The sequence below is a fragment of the Bacillus sp. AR2-1 genome, from assembly GCF_008368755.1.
In the GTDB taxonomy this organism is placed as follows: domain Bacteria; phylum Bacillota; class Bacilli; order Bacillales; family Bacillaceae_G; genus Bacillus_A; species Bacillus_A wiedmannii.
Window position 1 is genome coordinate 179,931 of record NZ_QORY01000011.1, and the last position, 21,414, is coordinate 201,344.

At 34.7% G+C, this 21,414-nt stretch carries 21 protein-coding genes and 1 riboswitch; of the genes, 18 read left to right on the forward strand and 3 right to left on the reverse strand.

The window, feature by feature from the left end:
- The first annotated feature begins 15 nt into the window (after positions 1–15).
- The 9 genes from DT250_RS14895 to cbpA all read left to right on the forward strand — a co-directional run bounded on the left by DT250_RS14895 (position 16) and on the right by cbpA (position 11,022).
- Positions 16–1,017, forward strand: a complete 1,002-nt coding sequence (locus tag DT250_RS14895) for a putative 2-aminoethylphosphonate ABC transporter ATP-binding protein (protein WP_149213264.1) — start codon at positions 16–18, stop codon at positions 1,015–1,017.
- The gene (locus tag DT250_RS14900; protein WP_149213265.1) at positions 1,018–2,775 is read left to right on the forward strand and encodes a putative 2-aminoethylphosphonate ABC transporter permease subunit; all 1,758 of its coding nucleotides are present in this window, start codon (positions 1,018–1,020) and stop codon (positions 2,773–2,775) included.
- Positions 2,776–2,796: 21 nt separating this feature from the next.
- A complete protein-coding gene (phnX, locus tag DT250_RS14905; protein ID WP_046957074.1) occupies positions 2,797–3,591 on the forward strand; it encodes a phosphonoacetaldehyde hydrolase in 795 nt (264 codons plus the stop codon).
- A gap of 15 nt (positions 3,592–3,606) precedes the next feature.
- Positions 3,607–4,704, forward strand: a complete 1,098-nt coding sequence (phnW, locus tag DT250_RS14910; RefSeq protein WP_087984805.1) for a 2-aminoethylphosphonate--pyruvate transaminase — start codon at positions 3,607–3,609, stop codon at positions 4,702–4,704.
- Entirely contained in the window at positions 4,701–5,885 is a 1,185-nt protein-coding gene (locus DT250_RS14915; protein ID WP_149213266.1) for a saccharopine dehydrogenase family protein, read from the forward strand. The genes phnW and DT250_RS14915 overlap by 4 nt, the downstream gene beginning before the upstream one ends.
- Before the next feature lie 40 nt (positions 5,886–5,925).
- On the forward strand, positions 5,926–6,708 hold the full coding sequence (locus DT250_RS14920) for a DeoR/GlpR family DNA-binding transcription regulator (RefSeq protein WP_149213267.1): 783 nt from the start codon (positions 5,926–5,928) through the stop codon (positions 6,706–6,708).
- Positions 6,709–7,137: 429 nt separating this feature from the next.
- Positions 7,138–9,396, forward strand: a complete 2,259-nt coding sequence (locus DT250_RS14925) for an NEAT domain-containing leucine-rich repeat protein (protein ID WP_149213268.1) — start codon at positions 7,138–7,140, stop codon at positions 9,394–9,396.
- 248 nt (positions 9,397–9,644) lie between these two features.
- On the forward strand, positions 9,645–10,274 hold the full coding sequence (locus DT250_RS14930) for a class II aldolase/adducin family protein (RefSeq protein WP_098122019.1): 630 nt from the start codon (positions 9,645–9,647) through the stop codon (positions 10,272–10,274).
- A gap of 124 nt (positions 10,275–10,398) precedes the next feature.
- Positions 10,399–11,022 (forward strand): cyclic di-AMP binding protein CbpA, encoded by a 624-nt coding sequence (gene cbpA, locus DT250_RS14935; RefSeq protein WP_048545012.1) that lies wholly within the window; start codon positions 10,399–10,401, stop codon positions 11,020–11,022.
- Between the two features lie 66 nt (positions 11,023–11,088).
- Here the strand turns inward: cbpA and DT250_RS14940 are convergent, their stop codons facing one another.
- Positions 11,089–11,859, reverse strand: a complete 771-nt coding sequence (locus tag DT250_RS14940; protein WP_046958227.1) for a divergent polysaccharide deacetylase family protein — start codon at positions 11,857–11,859, stop codon at positions 11,089–11,091.
- Positions 11,860–12,256: 397 nt separating this feature from the next.
- On the opposite strand from DT250_RS14940, the gene DT250_RS14945 reads away from it, so the two are divergent.
- A complete protein-coding gene (locus DT250_RS14945) occupies positions 12,257–12,538 on the forward strand; it encodes an aspartyl-phosphate phosphatase Spo0E family protein (protein WP_000495532.1) in 282 nt (93 codons plus the stop codon).
- Between the two features lie 29 nt (positions 12,539–12,567).
- On the opposite strand, the gene DT250_RS14950 is transcribed toward DT250_RS14945, so the two are convergent.
- Positions 12,568–14,064, reverse strand: a complete 1,497-nt coding sequence (locus DT250_RS14950; RefSeq protein ID WP_149213269.1) for a DUF3149 domain-containing protein — start codon at positions 14,062–14,064, stop codon at positions 12,568–12,570.
- Positions 14,065–14,258: 194 nt separating this feature from the next.
- Between DT250_RS14950 and DT250_RS14955 the strand changes: the two genes are divergently transcribed.
- The 4 genes from DT250_RS14955 to DT250_RS32265 all read left to right on the forward strand — a co-directional run bounded on the left by DT250_RS14955 (position 14,259) and on the right by DT250_RS32265 (position 17,449).
- Positions 14,259–14,705: a MarR family winged helix-turn-helix transcriptional regulator gene (locus tag DT250_RS14955; RefSeq protein WP_149213270.1), complete on the forward strand. Its 447-nt coding sequence runs from the start codon at positions 14,259–14,261 to the stop codon at positions 14,703–14,705.
- Between the two features lie 160 nt (positions 14,706–14,865).
- Positions 14,866–16,560, forward strand: coding sequence for a M3 family oligoendopeptidase (locus tag DT250_RS14960; RefSeq protein WP_149213271.1), 1,695 nt, complete (start codon positions 14,866–14,868; stop codon positions 16,558–16,560).
- Positions 16,561–16,698: 138 nt separating this feature from the next.
- A complete protein-coding gene (locus DT250_RS14965; RefSeq protein ID WP_149213272.1) occupies positions 16,699–17,232 on the forward strand; it encodes a DinB family protein in 534 nt (177 codons plus the stop codon).
- A gap of 100 nt (positions 17,233–17,332) precedes the next feature.
- Positions 17,333–17,449, forward strand: coding sequence for a DUF6254 family protein (locus DT250_RS32265; protein ID WP_000038254.1), 117 nt, complete (start codon positions 17,333–17,335; stop codon positions 17,447–17,449).
- Positions 17,450–17,460: 11 nt separating this feature from the next.
- Here DT250_RS32265 and DT250_RS14975 read toward each other — a convergent pair whose 3' ends face one another.
- Positions 17,461–18,669, reverse strand: a complete 1,209-nt coding sequence (locus tag DT250_RS14975; RefSeq protein ID WP_088608349.1) for an ATP-binding protein — start codon at positions 18,667–18,669, stop codon at positions 17,461–17,463.
- Between the two features lie 207 nt (positions 18,670–18,876).
- A riboswitch (PreQ1 riboswitch) is annotated at positions 18,877–18,920 on the forward strand.
- A gap of 93 nt (positions 18,921–19,013) precedes the next feature.
- Here DT250_RS14975 and queC point away from each other — a divergent pair.
- The 4 genes from queC to queF are packed head-to-tail and all read left to right on the forward strand — an operon-like array spanning position 19,014 to position 21,392.
- The gene (gene queC, locus DT250_RS14980) at positions 19,014–19,676 is read left to right on the forward strand and encodes a 7-cyano-7-deazaguanine synthase QueC (RefSeq protein WP_000711595.1); all 663 of its coding nucleotides are present in this window, start codon (positions 19,014–19,016) and stop codon (positions 19,674–19,676) included.
- Positions 19,676–20,167: a 6-carboxytetrahydropterin synthase QueD gene (gene queD / locus DT250_RS14985; protein WP_149213274.1), complete on the forward strand. Its 492-nt coding sequence runs from the start codon at positions 19,676–19,678 to the stop codon at positions 20,165–20,167. The genes queC and queD overlap by 1 nt, the downstream gene beginning before the upstream one ends.
- Positions 20,160–20,876 (forward strand): 7-carboxy-7-deazaguanine synthase QueE, encoded by a 717-nt coding sequence (queE, locus tag DT250_RS14990; RefSeq protein WP_000036302.1) that lies wholly within the window; start codon positions 20,160–20,162, stop codon positions 20,874–20,876. Before queD ends, queE begins: the two co-directional genes overlap by 8 nt.
- An 18-nt stretch (positions 20,877–20,894) precedes the next feature.
- A complete protein-coding gene (gene queF, locus DT250_RS14995) occupies positions 20,895–21,392 on the forward strand; it encodes a preQ(1) synthase (protein WP_000918895.1) in 498 nt (165 codons plus the stop codon).
- Positions 21,393–21,414 lie beyond the last annotated feature (22 nt).

Below are 21,414 nucleotides of genomic sequence, written 5' to 3' on the forward strand. Positions count from 1 at the left end.
TGGGAGAGAGAAAAAATGAGCGAATATTTATCAATTCAACACATTCAAAAACAGTTTGATGCATTTACAGCGTTAAAAGATATTTCTTTTACTGTGAAAAAAAATGAGTTTGTATGTTTATTAGGCCCAAGTGGTTGTGGGAAAACAACATTGCTTCGAATTTTAGCAGGGCTAGAAGAGGCAACAACAGGTAGTATCGCTGTGGATGGAAAAGATATTACAGCATTATCTCCTGGAAAGAGGAATTTTGGAATGGTGTTTCAATCGTATGCATTATTTCCGAATTTAACAGCACTTGAAAACATTGAATATGGCTTAAAGACAAAAAAATATGGAAAAGCAGAAGTAAAAGAGAAAGCGCTAGAGGCGTTAGAACTTGTAGATTTGCTGAATGTAAAAGATAAATATCCTGCTCAAATGTCTGGTGGACAACAGCAGCGAGTAGCACTTGCACGTGCGCTTGCTCTGTCTCCGGATATTTTGTTACTCGATGAGCCATTATCTGCTTTAGATGCAAAAGTGCGTGAAAAGTTACGTAGAGAAATGCGTGATTTGCAAGAAAAAGTGGGAGTAACAACTATTATGGTTACGCATGATCAAGAAGAGGCATTAACGATGGCCGATAAAATTGTTGTAATGAATCATGCAGAAATTATGCAGATTGGCACACCAGAGGAGATTTATCAAAGACCAGCCAATCCATTTGTGGCAGATTTTATTGGTTCTATTAATTTCTTTTCGAAAAACAATGAAGAACATGCAATTCGTCCTGAGCATGTAACAGTTGTACAAAAGGATGGTATTAAAACGGTTGTGGAAAGCATGGAATTTCGCGGATCTGTATATCGGACGGAAGTGCGGGTCGTAGAAGAAAAAACACATCTTTATAACGAGAAAATTGTAGTGGATATATTGGCATCAGAAGTAGAAGCAACCGCAATTAGAAAAGGAAAGCCGATTCAAATCTCTTTCTCAGAAAATCATATGTTGTCATATGGAAAGAAGGTCATTGTATAGATGGAGATGTTAGAAGATTTTAAGGTAGAAAGTACGAAAAAAAAGATTAAGAGACGTATCGGTAAAGAAGAGTGGATACAAAGACTATTAATTATTGGTATGCTTCTCGCGTTTTTGATCATGCTTGTATTACCTCTATTACAATTGTTTACACAAGCTTTTTACGATAAAGATGGAGCTTTCATTGGTGTTGCGAATTTCAGTAAATATTTCACAACACCAACGCTAGTTCAATCATTACAAAATACGATATGGATTTCGGGCGCGACAACAATTATTGCAGTGACACTCGCTTTCGCTTACGCCTATGCGATCGCTCGTACGAATGTGTTTGGAAAGCGTGTATTTCAATATATTGCGTTGTTACCATTATTCGCACCAACGATGATGCATGGTATCGCACTTACATATTTATTTGGTAATCAAGGGTTAGTAACGAAAGGAATGTTTGGTTTGTTTGAAGGGATACAAATCCCTTTATATGGACCAGTAGGAATTGTAATGGCTGAAGTCATGTATACATTTCCGCAAGCATTTCTTATATTATTAATTGCTTTTCAAGGCTCTGATTATCGTTTATATGAAGCTTCTAATATGTTAGGAGCGAGTAAAACAAAGCAATTTTTCACTGTTACTTTACCTAGTGTAAAGTACGGATTAATTAGTGCGATGTTCGTTGTGTTTACACTTAGTTTCACTGATTTTGGGGCACCAAAAATTGTTGGTGGGCAATATAATGTACTTGCTACTGACGTATATAAGCAAGTAATTGGGCAGCAAAATATGCCGATGGGTGCAACTGTCGGAATGATTTTATTAATACCAGCTATATTTGCCTTTGCAGTTGATCGCATTACGCAAAGAAAGCAGGCGAATCTCTTATCTTCCAAATCAGTACCTTACAGAATAATAAATAATAAGAAACGAGATGTTATTTCGTTCGTATATTGTAGCGTAGTAACGCTTATGATCATTCTATTATTTGTGGCAGTTGGTATTGCTGCAAGTGTGAAAGTATGGCCATATAATATGAGCTTTACATTTGAGCATTTTAATTTTTCCAGTTTAACAGGAGATGGACTTGAAGCATTTGAAAATAGCGTAATTGTTTCAGCAATTACTGCGGTTATTGGAGCGGTTTTAACATTTATGTTCGCTTATGCGATTGAGAAAATAGATCAGCTACAATTTTTCCGAAAAGCAGGTTACTTTTTCTCTATCGTTCCTTTAGCGATACCAGGTTTAGTACTTGGGTTAGGCTACGTCTTCTTCTTTAGTCAACCAACAATACAAATCTTTGGACTTTCCGTAACGAACCCGTTCCATTCTCTATACGGAACAATTGCTGTGCTAGTACTAGTCAATATCATTCATTTTTATTCTGTAACATTTGTTACGGCAACGACAGCTTTAAAGAAATTGGACCGAGAGTTTGAACTTGTTTCACAGTCGATGGGGATACCGTTTTATAAAACATTCTTTCGAGTTACGGTACCGATGTGTTTACCAGCCATTTTAGAAATGGTAATGTACTACTTCGTAAATTCAATGGTAACTGTCTCAGCAGTTGTATTCCTGTATGCAGCTGATTTTAAACTAGCTGCCGTATCAATTGTAAATATGGATGATGCAGGAAATGTAGCACCAGCAGCTGCAATGAGTGTACTTATTGTTTTTACAAATATTGTAGTGAGAGTTGTATATGAATGGGGAACGAAAGCACTTCGTAACCGAACGTCACAATGGCAAAAAAGATAAATAAGAAGGGTGATGGATTGGATGAAAGTAGAAGCAGTTATTTTTGATTGGGCAGGTACAACAGTTGATTACGGATGTTTTGCACCACTGGAAGTATTTATGGAGATTTTCCATAAACGCGGTGTTGCAATTACTGCAGAAGAAGCCCGTAAGCCAATGGGATTATTGAAAATTGATCATGTTAGGGCATTAACAGAGATGCCTCGTATTGCGAGTGAGTGGAATCGTATTTTCGGACAATTACCAACAGAAGCAGACATTCAGGAGATGTATGAAGAATTCGAAAAGATTCTCTTCACTATTTTACCGCGCTATGCGTCGCCGATTAATGGAGTAAAAGAAGTGATTGCTTCTTTACGTGAAAGAGGAATTAAAATTGGTTCAACGACTGGTTATACGAGAGAAATGATGGACATTGTAGCAAAAGAAGCAGCACTACAAGGGTATAAACCTGATTTTCTTGTAACACCAGATGATGTTCCAGCAGGTCGTCCGTATCCGTGGATGTGCTATAAAAATGCGATGGAGCTTGGTGTATATCCAATGAATCATATGATAAAAGTTGGAGACACGGTATCAGATATGAAAGAGGGAAGAAATGCTGGTATGTGGACAGTGGGGGTAATTCTCGGCAGTAGCGAACTCGGCTTAACTGAAGAGGAAGTGGAGAATATGGATCCGGTAGAACTTCGTGAAAAAATAGAAGTAGTTCGCAATCGTTTCGTTGAAAATGGGGCGCACTTTACGATAGAAACGATGCAGGAACTCGAAAACGTAATGGAACATATCGAGAAACAAGAACTTATTATTTCATAAAAGGGGAATAGGATCATGACTGAAAATCACTATTTATTATTAACGCCTGGACCATTAACAACAACCAAAACAGTAAAAGAAGTTATGTTATACGATTGGTGTACGTGGGATGCTGAATATAACAAAATGGTACAAGAGGTAAGAGCTAAGCTTGTATCGTTAGCAACGAAGGAAGAAGAGACATATACAACTGTTCTCATGCAAGGAAGCGGTACGTTTTCAGTTGAAGCAGTGATTGGATCTGTCGTTCCTAAAAATGGAAAGCTGCTCGTATGTACAAATGGTGCGTACGGTAAGCGAATTGTACAAATGGCAGAGCTGTTACATATAGATGTCGTGGTCAGTCAAACAGAAGAGTGGGAGCCTACTAATATTGCAGAGGTAGAAAAGATATTGCAACGAGATAAAGAGATTACACATATTGCAGTTGTTCATTGTGAAACAACAACAGGTATTATCAATCCAATTGTAGATGTATGTAAATTAGGGAAGCAATACGGAAAAGTAACACTAGTTGATGCAATGAGTAGTTTTGGTGGTATTGAAATAAATATCGCTGAGTTGCAAATTGACTTTCTAATTAGTAGTGCGAATAAATGTATTCAAGGGGTTCCTGGATTCGGCTTTGTTATTGCAAAGCGCGATGAATTGGTGAAATGTAAAGGGCAGGCACGTTCATTATCATTAGATTTATTTGATCAGTGGGAAACGATGGAAAATCAAAATGGGAAATGGCGTTTTACGTCACCTACACATGTTGTACACGCTTTTTATCAAGCACTACTTGAATTAGAAAAAGAGGGCGGAGTAGAAGCGCGTTACAATCGATATTATAACAATCAAAAAATATTAGTGAATAGAATGAGAGAAATCGGATTTAAGCCACTAGTAGATGAAAAATATCAATCGCCTATTATTACATCCTTCATTTATCCAGAAGAGGGGTTTGATTTTGGGCAGTTATATAATGAATTAAAGTGCGATGGGTTTGTTATTTATCCAGGTAAAATTTCAAAAGTAGATACATTCCGCATTGGAAATATCGGTGATGTACATGAGGCAGATATCCATCGCTTAGTTGATAGTATCGCTAAAGGAGTTGTTATAGGTTGAAAGTATTTTGCTTAGGTGGAGCAGGTAAAATTTGTCGTGAAGCAATTTTAGATTTAGTGCAATTTTCATCTTTTGAGGCGATTACAGTAGCTGATTTTAATGAAGAAGAGGGCCTGAAAGTAGTAGAATGGCTCAACGATCCTCGTGTTGATTTTGTGAAAGTAGATGTAACGAATCACGAGGATACGGTTGCAAAAATGAAAGGTTATGACATTGTAATGGACGGTACGACAATTAAGTTAAATGGATTGTCTACTCGATGTATTGCAGAAGCGGGTTGTCACGGTGTGAATTTGAATGGATTTGGTGAAGAAAATGAATCTCATTCTATATTTGCTCAAAATGAAAAAACGTGTTTACCCGGTTTTGGTATGACGCCAGGTGTAACGCAAATGATGGCAATGCATGCAGCAAATCAGCTAGATACTGTAGAGTCAGTACGTGTAAGTCATGGCTCGTACCGTCCAATTGCTTTTTCTGCATCAATTACAGAAACAACGACATATGAATATGATCCACATTTACCATCGCGTACAGTATATGAAGATGGTGAGTTTAAGCAAGTACCTCCGTTTGCGCGTCCAAGAGAAATTGAATTACCGGCGCCTTATGGTAAGGCAACGCAGTATATAATACCGCATTCTGAAACGATTACGTTAGCAAAAGCACTAGAAAATAAAGGCGTCAAACTGATAGAGACGAGAGGAACTTGGCCAAAGCAAAATATGCAGCTCGTACGTGCTTTATATGATTATGGTATATTGCGTAATGATCTGGTTGACATAAATGGGAAAGAAATTGGTATTATGGATTGTATTTCGAAGTATTTATTGCAATCGAAAGAAGGGAAAGAAACAGAAATTTACGGTTATGCACTTCATGTAGAAGTAATAGGTATGAAAAATAATGAGAAACAAAGGCACATATTATATCATACACACCCGTTATCTGATGGTTCTGTTGTAGGGTGGGAAAAATTAAGAGCTTATACGAGAAACGTCGGTATTCCATTTGGGATTGCTACAGAGTTAATCGTAAAAGGGAATGTAAATAAAGTTGGTGTTGTGACACCTGAGGAAGCTTTTGTAAATCCACAAATTATTTTTGATGAACTAAAAAAGCGTGGTATTCATATTCATGAAGAAATTTTAACTGAAAAAGAAAGTTATAACTTTGTATAAGTAAGGCAGTGTATGAGGTAGAAATCAATGGGGTGAAGCTATGTCTGTAGTAGGTGAAGAAAGAAAGCGAACCATTCTTGAGAAGGTAGAGTTTAAAGGGAAAGTAAAAGTTTCAGAGTTAGCGAGAGAGTTTGCTGTATCAACAGAGACGATTCGTCGTTATTTAGAAGAATTGGATCGTGAAAAGAAGTTGAAGAAAGTGTATGGTGGAGCCGTCCAACTTCCGGGAGCTGGAATAGAGGCACCAATGTTAGAACGAGAGATGCTGCATATAGAAGAGAAGAAGAGAATTGGGTATAAAGCAGCAACGTTTGTGGAAGATGGGGATGTGATTGCGATTGATGATGGAAGTACACCACTTCAAATGGTGCCATATCTTGTTCATCGTAAAAATTTAACGATTGTAACAAGTTCATTTCCAGTAGCTACACAATTAATTTCTTCTATTAATAAAAAGATGTTTCACGGTGAAGTTTTATTTATTGGTGGAAAAGTATCTCCAAAGCATTCACGTGTGTCAGGTTCTATTTCACAGCAAGTAATCCAGCAATTTCATTTTCATAAAGCATTCGTTTCGATTGATGGATTGTTACCTGATTTTGGGGTTTCTAGTTTTGAATTAGAAAAGGCGAAACTGTCAGAAGCGATGCTGAAATTAGCGGAGAAAACATATATTTTATGTGATCATACAAAAGTAGGGTTAAAAGGAAATTATCGAATAGCAGCATTTTCACGTATTCAACATGTAATTTGTGATAAGAAAATGCCCTATAGTTTTGAAGAGGAAGTCAAAAATCATAATATTCAATGGACAATTTGCTAAATAAATTGAACTCCCACCTGTTTTTGAGGTGGGAGTTTTACTGTCCGCAAATAGCGGGATAAAAGATTTGTATGTATGCAAAAAGTGGACACATTTTCTCATCTCTTTCATATAATTTACCAATACAAAAAAAGTTGGTCGAAGGAAAGAAGGGAGAAGCATGTCAGAACGGATATATAATAAACTTGTATTGTATGCAAATATTTTGCAAAAAATTGGTTTTATTAATGAAAAAGAAAAAAGTGAAATTCTTCATACGCTAGGTAAAAAGGCCCTTTGATTAAAGGGTTTTTTATTTTTTATCTTTGGAAATATAAACTTAGTGTAATATTACCATTGACAATGATAACGATATTCATTATCATTTATTTGTAGATAATTGATAACATTTATCAATTATGAAAATTATATATGATAGGGGATATTATTTTGAAAAAAAGTTATATTAAGGCGCTAGTAGTAGCCACAACATTAGCAATTCCATTTGCTACATACTCTACTCCAGCATTAGCAGCACTAAAAGCTGAAGCAAACCAGTCGGTGGCAGCAGCTAGTGAACGTACATACGATACTGAGATTAAAATATATAAGGATCAAAAAGATGAGCCATCTATGGTTTCTCAGTACATAAAAAATCCTAAAGTAGCAATTGAAGATGGGAAAAAAATCGTTACTGTAACAATACAAGATAGCGATTATTTTCAATATCTTAGAATAGAGGATAAAAACCAACCTGGTGTATTTCAAGATGTGAAAGTTTTATCAGAAGATAAGAGGAAAAATGGAACGAAAGTGGTCCAATTTGAAATTGGCGAATTTGAGAAGAAGCATAATATGCAAATGCATATACTTATTCCGGCCATCGGATATGATCACAAATATCAAGTTCAATTTGAAATTAAAGATCCAACTGTAGGTGACAAAGAAACAGAGAAACCAGATGATAACTCTAATTCAGGCAATACGGAAACGGATCATCCAGTTGATAGTCAAAATATGATAACAGATAACAAATTAAGAGAACTTGTTAATAAAAAAGTATTTAATAGAAAAGATTTAAATACACCAATTACGAAAGAGGAGTTATTACAAGTAAAGGACTTGTTTTTAAACACGAATGAGATTCTTGATTATAGTGCATTAAAATATATGCCAAATTTAAAATCTTTAACAGTTGCGAATGCGAAGATAACAGATCCGTCGTTCTTTGCTAATTTAAAGCAATTAAATCATTTAGCTTTGCGTGGTAATGAATTTTCAGATGTAACATCACTTGTTAAGCTGGATAATTTAGCATCTCTTGATTTGAGTAATAATAAAATTACAAATGTTGCACCACTCGTTGAAATGAAAAATGTAAAAAGTTTATATCTATCAGGCAACCAAATAGAAGACGTAACAGCATTAGCGAAAATGGAACAACTAGATTACTTGAATTTAGCAAATAATAAAATTACGAATGTTGCTCCATTAAGCGCGTTGAAAAATGTAACATACTTAACTTTAGCAGGTAATCAAATTGAAGATATTAAACCGTTATATTCATTACCTCTAAAAGACTTAGTATTAACGCGTAATAAAGTTAAAGATTTATCGGGTATTGATCAAATGAATCAATTAAATAAATTATTTATCGGTAAAAATCAAATTGAAGATGTGACACCACTTGCTAAAATGACTCAGCTTACAGAATTAGATGTACTTAATAATGAGTTAAAGGATATTACTCCATTATCAAATCTAGTAAACTTACAAAAACTTGATTTAGAAGCAAATTATATTTCAGACTTATCGCCAGTTAGTAAGTTGAATAAGTTAGTATATATAAGTTTTGTTGCAAATGAAATCCGTGATGTTAGACCAGTAATAGAACTAAGTAAGAAGGCTTATATTAATGTTCAAAACCAAAAAGTCTTTCTAGAGGATACAGAAGTAAATAAAGAAGTAAAAGTACCTATATACGAAAAAGACGGCGAGGTATCTACAAAAATCCGTCTGAAGAGTGATGGTGGTACGTATAGTAATGGTGTAGTGAAATGGAGTACACCAGGTGAGAAAGTATATGAATTTGGAGTGAAAGATCCATTTGCAGATACAGGTATTTTCTTCACTGGTTCTGTGATTCAAAAGGTTGTAAATGAAAAAGTAGCTGAAGAAGTAATAGAGTTTAAAGATGTACCAAAGGGCCATTGGTCAGAGAAAGCAATTAATCATTTAGCGAAAGAAAAATTATTTGTAGGTTATGGAAATGGGGAATTTGGATTTGGTGACAATATTACGCGTGGTCAAGTAGCGGTTTTAATACAAAAGTACTTGAAGTTGGAGCGTAATCTGGAACAAAAAATTAAGTTTATAGATACGAAAGGAAATGCGTATGAAGGGGCTATTGAGTCAGTTGCACAAGCCGGTATTATGACTGGATACGATAATGGTCAGTTCCGTCCAGATGGAGTATTAACTCGATATGAAATGTCAGTAGTATTACAAAAAGTATTTCAGTTAAAGGGAAATGAAAAGAGTGTAGAGAGCTTTACTGATGTGCCAAAAGGTCATTGGGCAGAAGGCTATGTGAAAGCTTTAGCGGATAATAATATATCAAAAGGTGATGGAAAAGGAAACTTTTTAGGTGATGATTTCGTAACACGTGAACAATATGCACAGTTTTTATATAACGCAATAAAGAAATAAAAGATGAGAAAATACGTTATTCTTTGATTTAAAAAGAATAACGTATTTTTTATGTACAAAATGAAATAGGGAATAGACGGAAGTATAGATATATGGATGGCCCATTTTAAAGAAGAGCTGTGAAACTATATTGACAAAAAGGCGTTATCATGTGATAATTCAATTAAATTTTTAGAATAATCAAAAAATACTCCTTTTACATAGAAAGGATTCGAACATTATATTAATATTATGTCGGGGGTGACGAAATGTTATTTTTTCTAAAAAAATGGAATGAATTAAAAGATGTGAAATCTGAATTGGCACTTCGTGATTGGTTTTATGGTACAAAAATTAGTTTATCACTCTGTACGTCAAAAGAGCCGTTAACTTTTTTAATAAACGTTGAGGGAAGAGATAAAGGGTTATTTTCAGAAGAAGACTTTATTGTTGTTAATTGTATGTGTGAGCCAGTATTTGAAAATGAAGAAAAACCAGCTGCAGAATCGTTTATGCATGCGGATATTTATAAAAAAAGTAGTGCAGAATGTATTTTACAAGTGCAGACTGTAGATAGTCATTTAATATCAGAGTTATATGGAGAAGAAGGGGAAGTAACATTCGATAAACGTAGTGTGGAACGTGTTTTTGGAAAAGAAGGTATAACAGAAATGACAATTCCCATTGTAGAAGATGAGAAGGAATTTGCTGATTTATTAGAAAATAATGTACCGAATTTTATTGAAGGTGGAGGAGTAGTTCTTGTTCATAATTATGGCATGATTGTGTGGGGGAAAACTCCAGAAGAAGCGAAAAAATGGCTAGAGGGTATAGAATATTTAATGAATTACCATGTAAAGTTGTTAATGATAAAAGGTGCAAAGAGCTCTGTTATATAAAAAGTTTGTGATGTCGTTACAAGTCAACAAAAAATGAAAGCGTTTTAAAAATAATTTCACTCATAAAATATAGGTCTCCTTATTATATATAGATTACATGTTGACATGTAAGGAGGAACATATTTTGCGAGTTAAATATCATTTTCTGCCAAAACAGCAAGTAACATTTTGCAAAATGAACGATTCAGGTGAAGAGGCTTTGCACATTATGAATGAAACGGGATTTCGAGCAATCCCTGTATTAGCAGAAGATGAAAAGAAATTCATAGGGATTATTTATAAAGTAGATCTTTTAGAAAAGAAGTGTAATAGCGGATTAGAGAAATTAAGTGCGGAACATATGCTGGGAGATTCCTCCGCATTTATTTTTGAAAAGGATTCTTTTTTTAGAGCATTTTATGTTATTCGTCGACTTCCATTTTTAGCTGTGCTAAATGACTATAATGAATTTGTCGGTATCTTAACGCATTCCAATATATTTGATGTTATTGAAGATTCATTCGGTATGCGGACGGGTGGTTATATATTAACAATTGCAACACAAGATTGTAAGGGAACCATTAAAGAACTTGGGACATTGTTGAAAGCATTTAATATCGGTGGATTATTTACACTAGATAACGGTGATCAATATATTCGCCGCGTTATCGTAAATATAGCAGATGAGTTAAATGAAAAAAGATTAAAGCAATTAATCGAAAAAATAGAGAAAAAAGGATTCAGGGTGAGTCATGTAGATTATATTTAAGGTGAAAAGGAAAGGTACCAATTTGCTATATGCAGATTGGTACCTTTTTAGTGTGAGTAATGAATCTTATTTTGAAACAGGAGGTGGAGATAGTGCTAAATCAGATAAAAAAATAAAATCTGCATGTGCGCGAATGTTAGGAATAGAAGTTTCTATAACACGTGATGTAATTTCACCTGGAGGTCCAACGTGTCCAATAGCTACCATAATCGGCTTTTCTTGAAGTTTTTTAATGAGTAATTGGGCTTGTTTTGAAATATGTGCCGCCGTATACACATCATCAAAAAATAATTGATTTTCAATAATAGGCACTCCTAATTCTTTCCCGATTTTTGGGACAACACTTTTAGGATTTGTTTTGCTATCTAAATAAAATAAACCGTGTTTTTTACAAGCTGCAAGTATAAGTCGTACAATTCTTTCGTCCGCGGTCACTTTTGATCCCATATGATTGTTCATGCCAATAGCATGCGGTACTTCTTGAATCGCTTGTTCGAGGCGGTTATTTATTTCTTCGTCGCTTAAATCAGTTGTAATTGCTTTTGGTCCAAGCCATTCTTTTTTACCTTTAATAGGTTCCATTGGCATATGTATAATAACTTCGTGCCCTTTCTTATGAGCCGCTATCGCATCTTCCTTTGTGGAAGGGAGAAAAGGCATAACGGCAACAGTCAGTGGAATAGGAAGTGATAACATTTTATCAGTCCCCTTCATATTATTGCCGAAGTCATCAATGACAATAGCGACTTTGTTTGTATGGGCCTTTGCTTGAACAGGAAACAAGAAGGATGGTAAAAACATAGTAAATATAAGCAATGCAATCGTATATTTGCGCATATAAATATTTCCTTTCTATTTTATCCCGCTATTTGCGAGCAGTGAGGAATGGACAAAATCCCCAATGATTAAATTTCACTTTATCAATCATCATTATGTTTTGCGTTTTTATATAAATTAAACAAAAAATGTCGAAGAAAAGTATATGGAAAATAGAGAATCCGCTATTTAATTGGTATTTGTAAAAAAAGAAGATGAAAAAAATGTCTATTATTGCGAATGTATTTACAAAGATAGAATAATTTGTAATAATTCTCAAAGTGAGGGTAAAGATTTGTAAATTACAGGGAGAAAATGTTAAATTTTCTGATTCTTCAAATTCAAATATGATTAAGTAGTTAAAAGGCCGATGGAGAAGTAAAGTCGAGAGCACGGAAGTATAATAAGGGGGATATGGATGTTTACTGTAAAAAGGAAGTACACATTAGAAAAGCTTTCACGTGATATTCATATGAAACGTGAAGAAATGATTCAATTAGGTTTAACAAGTGGGTTAAATAGTATGGAGACAATTCAAGTGAGTCAAGAATTGGACAAGCTTATTTTACAGTACCAGTGTTATAAAGAAAAACAAACACCAAAATGGTTATCAATTATAAAGGTACCTATTTTTCAAATTGGGTATGAAGGGAAATCAAGTAATTTTTGGCGAATGCTTGTGGCTGGTTTTATGAAATAAGTATAATTACCCTTTTGGGATAAGGATAATTATACTAGGTGTAACGGAATTTCGATATGAACTGTCGTTCCTTCATTTTCTATACTATCAATAAAAATATGCCCATTGTACATCTCTACAATTCGTTTACATATGACAAGTCCAAGACCGGTTCCAGTATCTTTATTAGTAAAGAACGGATGAAAGAGGTGTTTTTGAATATGTTTCGGAATTCCCTTTCCAGTATCTGTAATTTTCAATTGTGCGTGTGTTTCATTGTTCGTTACGGAAATGGTCAGTGTGTCACCAGAATTCATGGCTTCAATTGCATTTTTTGTAATGTTTAAAACCACTTGTTTCATATGGTCTTTTGAGCAACGGATATGAACAGGATGGTCTGGCAAATGTAAATGGAATACAATGTTATGTAGATTCGCCTCAGATTGAATAATTAATGCTACCTCATTTAGAATGGTTCTCACATCATATGTTTGTTCAATGATAGCAGTTGGCTTTCCAAGAATAAGAAATTCGCTTACAATTTCATTAATCCGTTCTATTTCTTGTTCGATGATGGAAAAATAGAACTGATCTTGTTCATCTTTATATTTCTCTTTTAATAGAGCGACGAGCCCTTTAATTCCGGTAAGAGGATTACGGATTTCGTGGGCTGTACTAGCTGCAAAAGTTCCAACCAATTCAATTTTTTGTAGTTCATTTTGTTGTCTTTCCAGTTTTGTTTGACGTTTTAACAACATATATTGAGCAAGTAAAAATAAAATAGACATTAAAAATAAAGTAGCTATACACTCTATTGCAACCCACTGATATAAAGTTTTTTGATGGATAGGCAATGGAGAAACAGAGACCTTCCAATTTAATCTTTTGAGTGGGGTAGTAAGCATATTAGAATGCGCATCACTTGTTTCGTTATTATCATCGGTGAGAAAAACTACATCATGTTTATCAGTTACTTCAAAATGGTATTGTGGCTTAATGGCATTTAAAGATGCTGAAATGTAGTCAAAGCGTAAACTTGCTAACAATAAGCCTGAGATTTCCTTCTGTTTATTGAAAATGGGAGAAGCAATCATAATAGCTTGATGTCCAAGAACACGATCTGTAATGACTGATGATATAGTTGTTTTCTTCGTTTGCAATACGTCTTGAATATATTTGCGATCTGAGACATCAACAGGTGGTCGGTCGCCTTCGGATGCGATTGTAATGATGCCTTCTGGTGTAGCGTAATATAAACCAGAAAAACGTGCATCGTTTCCATCTGTATCATGTACAATTTGTTTAACTCCATTTATATTTCCAGTCTCGGTTCCTACGACCTTTGAGAGCATTTTTAATGCAGAAATTGCTTCACCAAGGTGATGATCTAAATAGTCTCTATATAAAAAGAGAACCGTGTGAGCAGATAGTTTGTTTTCCTGTTTCATTTTATACGAATGATATGAATAAAATGTAGCACCAATTCCTATCGTTGGTAGGATAACAAGCACTATATATAAAACTATGCTGTGGAATTTGACTTTCAAATTTGGTACTCCTTCTTTTTTATTATCATTATATATAAACTATGTTAAAATTGTCATGTTTTTATTCAAGAATCATTCATAATATATTTGGGGAGAGGAAATGAATGAGTGAATACTCATTCGGAATTTATATGAAGTACTAAGTTGTTTTTTCTTTTTATTACTGAGAATTTAAGTGAAGGGTTGAAAGTTGTATGACATCAAATAATGAACGAGAAGATATTTCTCAATCTTTAAAAGTATTTATTGCATTATCTCGTGTACATCGTTCTGTTATGGATACTACAAATAAATCTATACAAAGTAACGGGTTAAATCCAACTGAATTTGCTGTATTAGAACTGTTATATCATAAAGGCGGTCAACCACTTCAGCAAATTGGTGAGCGTATTTTAATAGCTAGTGGCAGCATTACATATGTTGTAGATAAGCTAGAGAAAAAGGGACTAGTAAAGAGAATTCCGTGCCCGAATGACAGACGTGTTATTTATGCACAACTAACTGAATCTGGAGATAGCTTTATTGCTTCTATTTTTCCAGGGCATGAGCAAGTTATACATCAGTCTTTTGAAATGTTAACGAAACAGGAAAAGGATGAATTACTTGCTCTATTAAAAAAGATTGGAAAATATGAAAAATAATAGTATGTTCCAAAAGAGCTTTGGATAAAGAAATCCAAGGTTCTTTTGTTTACATGTAATTATGACAGCATCTGCCGTATTTTGTTGAAGAATAAGAGGAGATTTGTAAGTAAGCATTGAATTATAGTAAGGATGCACATAATGGAGAGGAGGCTCGTTCATGTCATTTAAAGACTATGAATATAAACGGCCAAATATTGAAGAATTAAAAGAAAAGTTTACCGTTGCTTTAGAGAAGTTTGATAACGTAAAAACGGTAGAAGAACAAAAACAAGTCATCAATTCAATTAACGAAATTCGCAACGACTTCGGTACAATGGGGAACCTTTGTTACATTCGTCATTCTGTTGATACGACAGATGCTTTTTATAAGGAAGAGCAAGATTTCTTTGATGAATTCTCTCCAGTTGTACAAGGATATGGTACAAAGTATTATAATGCGTTAATTCATTCTCCATTCCGTGAAGAATTAGAAGCGTATTATGGAAAGCAATTATTTGCTTTAGCGGAGTGTGATTTGAAAACATACTCTGATGAAGTTGTGAAAGATTTACAATTAGAGAATAAATTGTCTTCACAATATACACAGTTATTAGCATCTGCAAAAATTGACTTTGCAGGAGAAGAAAGAACGTTATCGCAACTGATTCCGTTTATGCAAGGGAAAGAAAGAAGTGAACGTAAAGCAGCAAGTGAAGCATATTACGGATTTTTAGCTGAGAATGAGGAAGAGTTAGATCGTATTTATGATGAGCTTGTTAAAGTGAGAACGAAAATCGCCAAATCTTTAGGTTTCAAAAACTTTGTTGAACTTGGATATGCAAGAATGTACCGTACAGATTATAATGCGGAAATGGTGGCGAATTATCGTCAGCAAGTACTAGATTATATCGTTCCCGTTACAACGGAGTTAAGAAAACGACAAAAAGCACGTATTGGTGTAGAGAAGTTAGCATACTACGACGAAAACTTTGAGTTTGCTACTGGTAATCCAACTCCAAAAGGAGATGCGAATTGGATTGTTAATCATGGGAAAACGATGTATAAAGAGTTATCGGCTGAAACGGATGAATTTTTCAATTTCATGCTAGATAATGATTTATTAGATTTAGTTGCGAAAAAAGGAAAAGCTGGTGGCGGATATTGTACATATATTGAGAATTATAAAGCGCCATTTATTTTCTCAAACTTCAACGGAACATCTGGCGACATTGATGTATTAACACATGAAGCTGGTCATGCTTTCCAAGTATATGAAAGTCGTAAGTTTGAAATTCCAGAATACAATTGGCCAACGTATGAAGCATGTGAAATTCATTCTATGAGTATGGAATTCTTTACATGGCCATGGATGAAGTCATTCTTTGAAGAAGATGCAGATAAATATTATTTCTCTCACTTAAGTTCAGCACTTCTGTTTTTACCGTATGGTGTATCTGTTGATGAATACCAACATTATGTATATGAAAATCCAGAAGCATCACCAGAAGAGCGTAAGACAGCATGGCGTAATATAGAGAAAAAGTATTTGCCGCATCGTGATTATGAAGATAATGATTATTTAGAGCGCGGTGGATTCTGGCAACGTCAAGGACATATTTATAGCTCGCCGTTCTACTATATCGACTACACATTAGCACAAATTTGCGCACTGCAATTTTGGAAACGTGCAAGAGATAATAGACAAGAGGCATGGGAAGATTATGTGAATCTGTGTCAACAAGGTGGAAGTAAATCATTCTTGGAATTAGTAGAAGTTGCAAATTTAACATCACCATTTGCTGAAGGCTGTGTGAAAAGTGTCATTACAGAAATTGAAGCGTGGCTACGTGCGATTGACGACACAAAATTGTAAAAAACATGCGCTTTTTTTCACATGTTTAACATCGACATAACGAGAAAATGATGAGATAATAAAAGAAAATTCAGAATACTAAAGAGGTGTTTCTAATAAGGAGCACCTCTTTTCACCAACAAAAAGGGGGAAAGAAGTATGCTTCAATCTAATATGGATGTGAGTTTAGAAAGTTTGTTGAACTCATTACAGTCTACTCGAAGCACGCTATTATCAGAAATTGAAATGTTAAATGATACAGAAGTGAATGTAAAGCCACGCCGTGATAAATGGAGTATTATTCAAATTTTGCATCACTTGCATTTAGTTGAACAATCAGTTACATCTGCCCTTGTATATGCTTTACAAAAAAATGAAAGAAACACGACTCCATTTAAAGACCTCCAACTTACGCTTGATCGCACACATAAACGAGAAGCTCCTCAGCAAATGGAACCAACAGAAACGTTAATGAAAAAACAGCAAGGAATTCAATTACTAGAACATTCACGACAAGAACTATTACACGCGCTTCATAGTGTGATAGATGAAAAAGATTTATTTGAAAATGGATTAAAGCATCCTATTTTTAATGATTTGAATTTGTATCAGTGGGTTCAATTTCTTGATTTGCATGAACAAAGACATCTTACGCAGTTAAAAGAGGCGAAACACGCAATTTTGCAACGATAATCAGAAGGAAGTGGGAGACCACTTCTTTTTTGATACGTGCATAGTTTTCTTTCTTATTTTGGAATACTACATGGAGAAAGAACAGAAGGAGTTGAAATGTATGTCAAAGAAAAAGAAAGAAGAAGAGCGCGCGTGGAAAGCACGTAAAGAAAATCAAAAACCACATGGTAAAGTGAAAGCCTTTGCTGAATTAGTTGAAGGAACAGAAAAAACGTGATGAGTATTTCATCACGTTTTTTGTATGAGTGGAAAAGTTAATAAGAAGGTTGTACCTGTACCTTTTTCGCTTATAATATCAATTTTTCCGTTCATAGCTTGAATAACACTGAATACGACCATCATTCCAAGACCAGTTCCTTTTTCTTTCGTTGAGTAGAAAGGGGATCCAAGGCGTTTTACTTGTTCTTGATCCATACCAACTCCTGTATCTTTTATATACAATTGTATATGCTTATGGTCTGGAACTAAAGTGAGTACGAGATCACCGCCTGTAGGCATTGCCTCAATACAGTTTTTTAAAATATTTAATAAACATTGGTTTAGTTTTTGTTTTTCACCAGCGATATAGAAAGATGTACTTTGTTTGATATAGTGGATACGAACATTTGTTAAATTAGCAAGAGGTGTGATTAAAGATAAGGCATGCAATAATTCTTCCTCTACTTGTAACTGTTGTTCTTTTTCAATACTTGGTTTCGCGAAAGTTAAGTAGTCTGTAAGAACATGATTTGCTTGTTCGATTCCGTTGATGGCTATGTCGATATATAATTTTCGCTCTTGCTCAGTGCATGTATTTGACTGCAAGAGTTGTAAAAATCCTTTTGTTGAAGTTAATGGATTGCGAATCTCATGAGAGATGGACGCTGCCATTTCTCCAATTAAATGGAATTTTTCGGCATTCATAAGTTCGTTTTGAAGACGAACTTGCATTTGTAGTATGTGTAGCAAATATAAAATAAGGATTGTTCCAATTATTGTACATATTTCGTACACGATAATATGGGGTATGTAATCGGCGCTATTTGTAACCTCTGAGAGGAAAGAAGGTACCCAGCCCAAGCCAAATATGAGACTGTAAAAGATAGCGAGTGCTATTTTTATTCGATTAGAACTTCGGTTAAATAGTTTGTATGTTAATAGTAGAACAATAAACAGTAGAACCGAAGCGATAAGGGATGGGAAAACACCTATTCCCCCTAATAAGAAGCGGTATATGTTTAATACAGTTAAGATGGAAGCACCAGCAATAGGGCCCCCTGTTAATGTACCGACAATTAATACGATATGGCGCATATCAAATTGAAATCCATAATTTGTTTTTGCTCCGAAAGTAATACATAGTATGGTAGCGAGGCAACATAATGCAATAAATATAGCTGAATTTAATTTAGGAGAACGTTTCCCTTTTTGATTCCAAAATAAATGGTATACGAGCATTGTAACAAGGATGAATAATATATTTAGAAAGAGATAAATAATAAAGGGTTTCAGTGGGGTGCCTCCTCTCTTCTCGCATTAAATTCATCATACTATAAAATGAAAGAAATGAAATGAAAAATAGCGGAAAAATCAGAAATTTTTTCTGGTAGTATACAATATGTTACAATAAGCTTTGTCAATGAAAGAAGGAATTCCGTGCATTGCACGGGAGAGGTTCGCGAACTCCCTCTATAAAAAACTATGGAAACAACAATATCTTTAGGTATTGTTTTGTTTTTTTATTGTGACAGTTCAAGAACGTTCTTTCTTCTTATTCGTAGTAGAGAAGGAGAATGAGTGAAATGAAAAAAGAAAAGGCAGTTGTTGTTTTTAGTGGAGGACAAGATAGTACGACATGCTTATTTTGGGCAATAGAGCAGTTTGCAGAAGTAGAAGCTGTAACGTTTAATTACAATCAACGTCATAAACTAGAAATTGATTGTGCAGCGGAAATTGCGAAAGAGCTAGGAATTAAACATACGGTGCTAGATATGAGTCTATTAAATCAACTTGCTCCAAATGCGTTAACGAGAACGGATATGGAGATTACACATGAAGAAGGTGAATTGCCATCGACGTTTGTAGATGGACGAAATTTACTATTCCTATCATTTGCTGCTGTATTAGCAAAACAAGTTGGAGCACGTCATATTGTAACGGGTGTATGTGAAACTGATTTCAGTGGTTATCCAGATTGCCGTGACGTGTTTGTGAAATCGTTAAACGTTACTTTAAATTTATCCATGGATTATCCGTTCGTAATTCATACACCACTTATGTGGATTGATAAAGCGGAAACATGGAAATTATCAGATGAACTTGGAGCATTCGAGTTTGTTCGAGAAAAAACATTAACATGTTATAACGGAATCATTGGTGATGGTTGCGGTGAATGTCCAGCATGTCAGCTTCGTAAAGCAGGATTAGATACGTACCTACAAGAACGCGAAGGAGCAAATAACTAATGGATAATTTCTTTGGATTTCGCATCGTAGAAAATTTGCAAAAAATGGACAAGGATATTCAGCGTAAACAGCTCAAATATCATAATAAAAGAGTAATGGTCAGCAAGGAATTTACATTTGATGCAGCACACCATTTACACTGTTATGAGGGGAAATGTAAAAACTTACATGGTCACACATATAAAGTTGTATTTGGGATTAGTGGATATGTAAATGAAATAGGTCTTGCGATTGACTTTGGAGATATAAAAGAAATTTGGAAGAATGAAATAGAAATTTATTTAGACCATCGTTATTTAAACGAAACGTTACCAGCAATGAATACGACTGCTGAAAACATGGTCGTTTGGATTTATGAAAAGATGGCAGAAGCATTACTAAAAGATAATCGTGTGAACGAATATAAAGGAGCTCGTGTTGAATTTGTTCGTCTTTTCGAGACGCCAACTAGTTATGCGGAAGTAAGACGGGAGTGGATGCTCGATGAGTAAAATCCCTGTCTTAGAAATATTTGGTCCGACCATTCAAGGTGAAGGAATGGTTGTGGGACAAAAGACGATGTTTATCCGTACAGCTGGCTGTGATTATAGTTGCGCATGGTGTGATTCTGCTTTTACGTGGGATGGATCGGCTAAGGAACAAATTAGACAGATGACAGCAGAGGACGTTTGGAACGAGCTTGTAGAAATTGGTGGTGAAAATTTTTCTCATGTTACGATTTCAGGTGGAAATCCAGCATTGTTGAAAAATATTGAGTTTCTTCTTTCTATATTAAAAGAGAATGGAATGCGGACGGCAATCGAAACGCAAGGGAGTAAATGGCAAGATTGGTTACTTCAAATTGATGAGATAACGATTTCTCCAAAACCACCAAGTTCGACGATGAATACTGATTTTCAGAAGTTAGATGCTGTTATTCAGAAACTAGCAGGAAAAGATATTAGTTTAAAGGTAGTAGTATTTGACGATTATGACTTTGAGTATGCAGTTAAGATGCACGAACGTTATCCAGATGTTCCATTCTTCTTACAAGTAGGGAATGATGATACAAAAACTGTGGATGATGCGATGTTGATTAAAAAATTATTAGATAAATACGAGTGGCTTATTGAAAAAGCGGTTAACTGTAAAGAAATGAATAATGCAAAAGTATTGCCACAGCTTCATGCGTTAGTATGGGGAAATAAACGCGGAGTATAATGAGAAGGGATGTTTAAAATGGCAGGAAGATTAGATGAAGATTTAAAAGATGTAACTTTATTAGGAAATCAAAATACAAAATATTTATTTGAATATAGCCCAGAAATTTTAGAGGTATTTGATAACAATCATCCAAATCGTGATTATTTTGTGAAATTTAATTGCCCTGAATTTACAAGCTTATGTCCGAAAACAGGTCAACCAGATTTTGCAACAATTTATATTAGCTACATTCCAGAACAAAGAATGGTAGAGAGTAAATCTTTAAAGCTATATTTATTTAGTTTCCGCAATCATGGTGACTTCCACGAAGATTGCATGAACGTTATTATGAATGATTTAATTAAATTAATGGATCCGCGTTACATTGAGGTATGGGGGAAATTCACACCACGTGGAGGGATTTCAATTGACCCTTACTGCAACTACGGTCGCCCAGGCACGAAGTATGAACAAATGGCAGACTACCGCATGATGAACCATGATCTATATCCAGAAACAATTGATAATCGTTAATATATAATAGAAAGAAAGGATC